This window comes from Tardiphaga sp., assembly GCF_041424195.1.
In the GTDB taxonomy this organism is placed as follows: domain Bacteria; phylum Pseudomonadota; class Alphaproteobacteria; order Rhizobiales; family Xanthobacteraceae; genus Tardiphaga.
The window spans coordinates 1-2,855 of record NZ_JBGMOE010000240.1 but is presented as its reverse complement, the minus strand read 5'-3'; the positions used below and the strand labels follow the sequence as shown (position 1 = coordinate 2,855).

Genomic DNA, 2,855 nt, shown 5'->3' with positions numbered 1-2,855 from the left:
GTGGGGCCCCGCCGTCCTTGAGGCGGCCTCGGACGTCTGACAGAATGGGAAGACTGTGAGAGATGTTTCCTCTCGTCGGGGAGACCTCGGCCGAGGCGTAGCGGCGTGCGGACCGAAGGGTCCGCGCGGCACGCGAGCGAGCCGAGACATAGGGCCACCTCGTGGAAAGAAAGGGACCGAGCGCGAGGCCCGGTCCCGGCTACCGTCACGGGTGACGGCCGCAGTGGCAATAGTGTTCGTCGATGCCGGTCAAGGAGCATAGGCCGGGTCCGAAGTCGGCATATCGCTTGTCCTCGTCGTCGATGTAGCCGTGGTGGTTGGCGATCGTGACGGCGTAGCGCCGCAGGTCCGGATCCAGCTTGTCGATGGCGCGTGCGCAGGCTGCGGAAAACCGGCGGGCATAGAGTTCGTAGGTCGCGCCGGCGGTGGCCCGCATCTCCACTTCGGCGAGCCGTTCCGCGTCGGCACGAAACCGTTCGAGGGTCAGAAACTGCGGCGTCTCCTCGATGCGCGTACCCCCGGAAAGAGCGATAGGCTGGTTCTGGATCACCACGCGATAGGCCGGGCTATCGTCCGCGAGGGCCCGCAGGATCGTGTAGCCGTTCGATCGGGCGACCTGGTGTGCGATGCGGCAAGCCAGGCGGTAGAGTCGGTCATGCTCGGCCCTGAAGAAATTCCGTTCGGTGCAGGTCCTGGCGACGCTGATTGAGCGCCCGCAGGTCTGGGTAAGTGCGAGATATCTCTCGAGGAGACGAATGAGCCGGAAGCCAGTCGCTTGCGCTGGCCAGTAGCCCGGCTCGTGTGGCGCCACGATATGGGCGGTATCCGGCCGGACGTCGCCGATGTCGAGGTCGTCATCCGGGATGTCCGGCACATGTTCGTCGGGGATCCGATAGACGGTTCCGCAGTGCGAGCAGCGCGCGCGTTCGTCGACATGGTCATATTGCTCGGCGTCGAAGAGGGTCGCGCAGTTTGGACAGAATGGGGTGCTGAACAGCGTGCGCAGGGAGTGGTGAAGATTGTCCATCGAAGCCTCCGTTGATGATGGTGCGCTCCTCATCTTGTATCGATGAGGATGGGCTCATCTGGACGCGGTGTTGAGGCGGTCAGGGACGGCATGGCCGCCGCGTAAGCGGGCAGCGGGGGGGCCGATTTTGTCGCCGGGAAGCGGAGCGCACCAGCCGGCAAAATTGGGGGGACCGCTGATCCTTGACGGCCGATCGACACCCAGCGTCATGCTTTGGCGATGAAGCCCCGTCTGATGCCGAGATGTGAGAGAGCTTGGACCCTGTTTCCCATCTTCGGCACGAGTCCGTGCCTGCTGGCAAGGCACCGTGGCTCGCCCTTCAGATGAGGCACCTTGGTGTCTTCCCATGTCTGTGATAGGCGGCTGCTTGCGCCGCGAAGGCCGTAGCGCCGGGACTGGTAATCCCGTCGAGAAAGGCAGCTCGGTGTGATCTCACGCCGGGGTGCCTGCGCATATGTCCAGGTGCCACGGCGCTAAAAGCGTAGGCGCATGTCTCGACGTGTTACCAGCCCCGGCTCCCGCGCCCCGTGCGCGGGAGTTTCGGCAAGGGTTCGACCTTTGCGCATCCGGGGAGCGTGGGATGAGCAAGCCAGAAGAAAAGGTGGTGTCGCGTCTGCCGTCGGCGGCGGCATGCGCGGAGGATCCCACGAACGCGGTCGATCGTCTGAGAGACGATCCTGAGATCAGGCGCGCGCTCGGCCTGGTGCTTATGCAGCAGGCCATGAAGGCGCTTGAACATGCCGGAGAGATGAAGGCCTGTTGTCATTTGCAGGCCGCGATCGACAGCCTGCTCGGGCGTTATGCCGATGCGATCCCGCCGAATACGAACTGACATTCAGGCCCATGCGAAGCGGGCAGCCTCGCGCTCCTGCGCGCTCGCGACGAGACGCTCCAGTCGGGGCAGATAATGATCGACGCCGCGCAGCGCCGCGCGGTTTGGCGTGGCCGGATCGGACAGCCGGGCGCGTAGGAGATCTATGGGGATGTCACCGACGCTGTCAGGCTCGATCGCCAGCGCCTCGAGCAGGGCGTAGGCATTGCCATAGGCGAGATCGAGTTCGACGCCCTGATCGGACGTGAGGGCGACGCGCAGGGTGATCTCCGCGCTGCTCGGGCAGTGATGGATCGCGATGCGCCTGCCTCTGAACTGGGCCTCCTCGACGACCGCGATGACAGCGGCATCGTGGTCGAAGACGCTCGTGATCGCGGCGAGCGCGAGCGGACAGACGCGCGCCTCGAAGCTGTCGCCAAGATACTCGTCGGGCTTGAGCAGTGCGATGCCGATACGATCTCCTTCGGAGCGGAGGAACCGGCGGAAAGCCGCAAGCTTGCGGGCTGTGATGATGGCGCTGGACGTGGCTGCGTCGTCGGCCGGCTCGGTGATGCGGAACAGGATGGACACTGGCTTGGTCTCCTCGGCTGGAAGCGCCTCGCCTCTCCCCTCTTTCCTTGATCCTTTCGGGTATCGTCCGTGGCGCGCGCCAGCGCCCGGCGGTGCGCGGGGGTCCGATGCCCCCGCGCACCGCGTCCTCGCAGCGAAAAAGCAGGAGAGGCCCCGGCGATTGCCGGAGCCTCTCCCGGATGCGTCACCGGCGACGGCGACCACCGCCGTTCACCATGGCGGCGTAATAGTCGTCCTGGGTCCAGGGATCGAATTCGTCCCGCGACTTTGCGGTCCTGCCGGTGGGCTGGGCGGGCTGCGGCTTGGCCGACGGATCGAGCTTCACGATGTGGAGGGGAACGCCTGCCTGCCGCAGTTTCTGGGCGAGGTTCATCTGGATGCCGGAGCCTTCGCAGACGACAGCTTCGACCGGCTTGAGGGCGAGCA

The 2,855-nt window shown here is 65.5% G+C and carries 4 protein-coding genes; 1 reads left to right on the top strand and 3 read right to left on the bottom strand.

Annotation, left to right across the window (positions count from 1 at the left end):
- Positions 1-205: 205 nt before the first annotated feature.
- Positions 206-1,027 carry a hypothetical protein gene (locus ACEK02_RS33460; protein ID WP_371426256.1) on the bottom strand — a complete coding sequence of 274 codons (822 nt, stop codon included), beginning with the start codon at positions 1,025-1,027 and terminating at the stop codon, positions 206-208.
- 580 nt (positions 1,028-1,607) lie between these two features.
- Between ACEK02_RS33460 and ACEK02_RS33455 the strand changes: the two genes are divergently transcribed.
- Positions 1,608-1,859, top strand: a complete 252-nt coding sequence (locus ACEK02_RS33455; protein ID WP_371426254.1) for a hypothetical protein — start codon at positions 1,608-1,610, stop codon at positions 1,857-1,859.
- A 3-nt stretch (positions 1,860-1,862) separates the two neighbouring features.
- Here ACEK02_RS33455 and ACEK02_RS33450 read toward each other — a convergent pair whose 3' ends face one another.
- Positions 1,863-2,429, bottom strand: a complete 567-nt coding sequence (locus ACEK02_RS33450) for a hypothetical protein (protein WP_371426252.1) — start codon at positions 2,427-2,429, stop codon at positions 1,863-1,865.
- 184 nt (positions 2,430-2,613) lie between these two features.
- Positions 2,614-2,855, bottom strand: a 242-nt coding sequence (locus ACEK02_RS33445; protein ID WP_371426250.1) for a hypothetical protein, incomplete at its 5' end; no start/stop codon positions are given.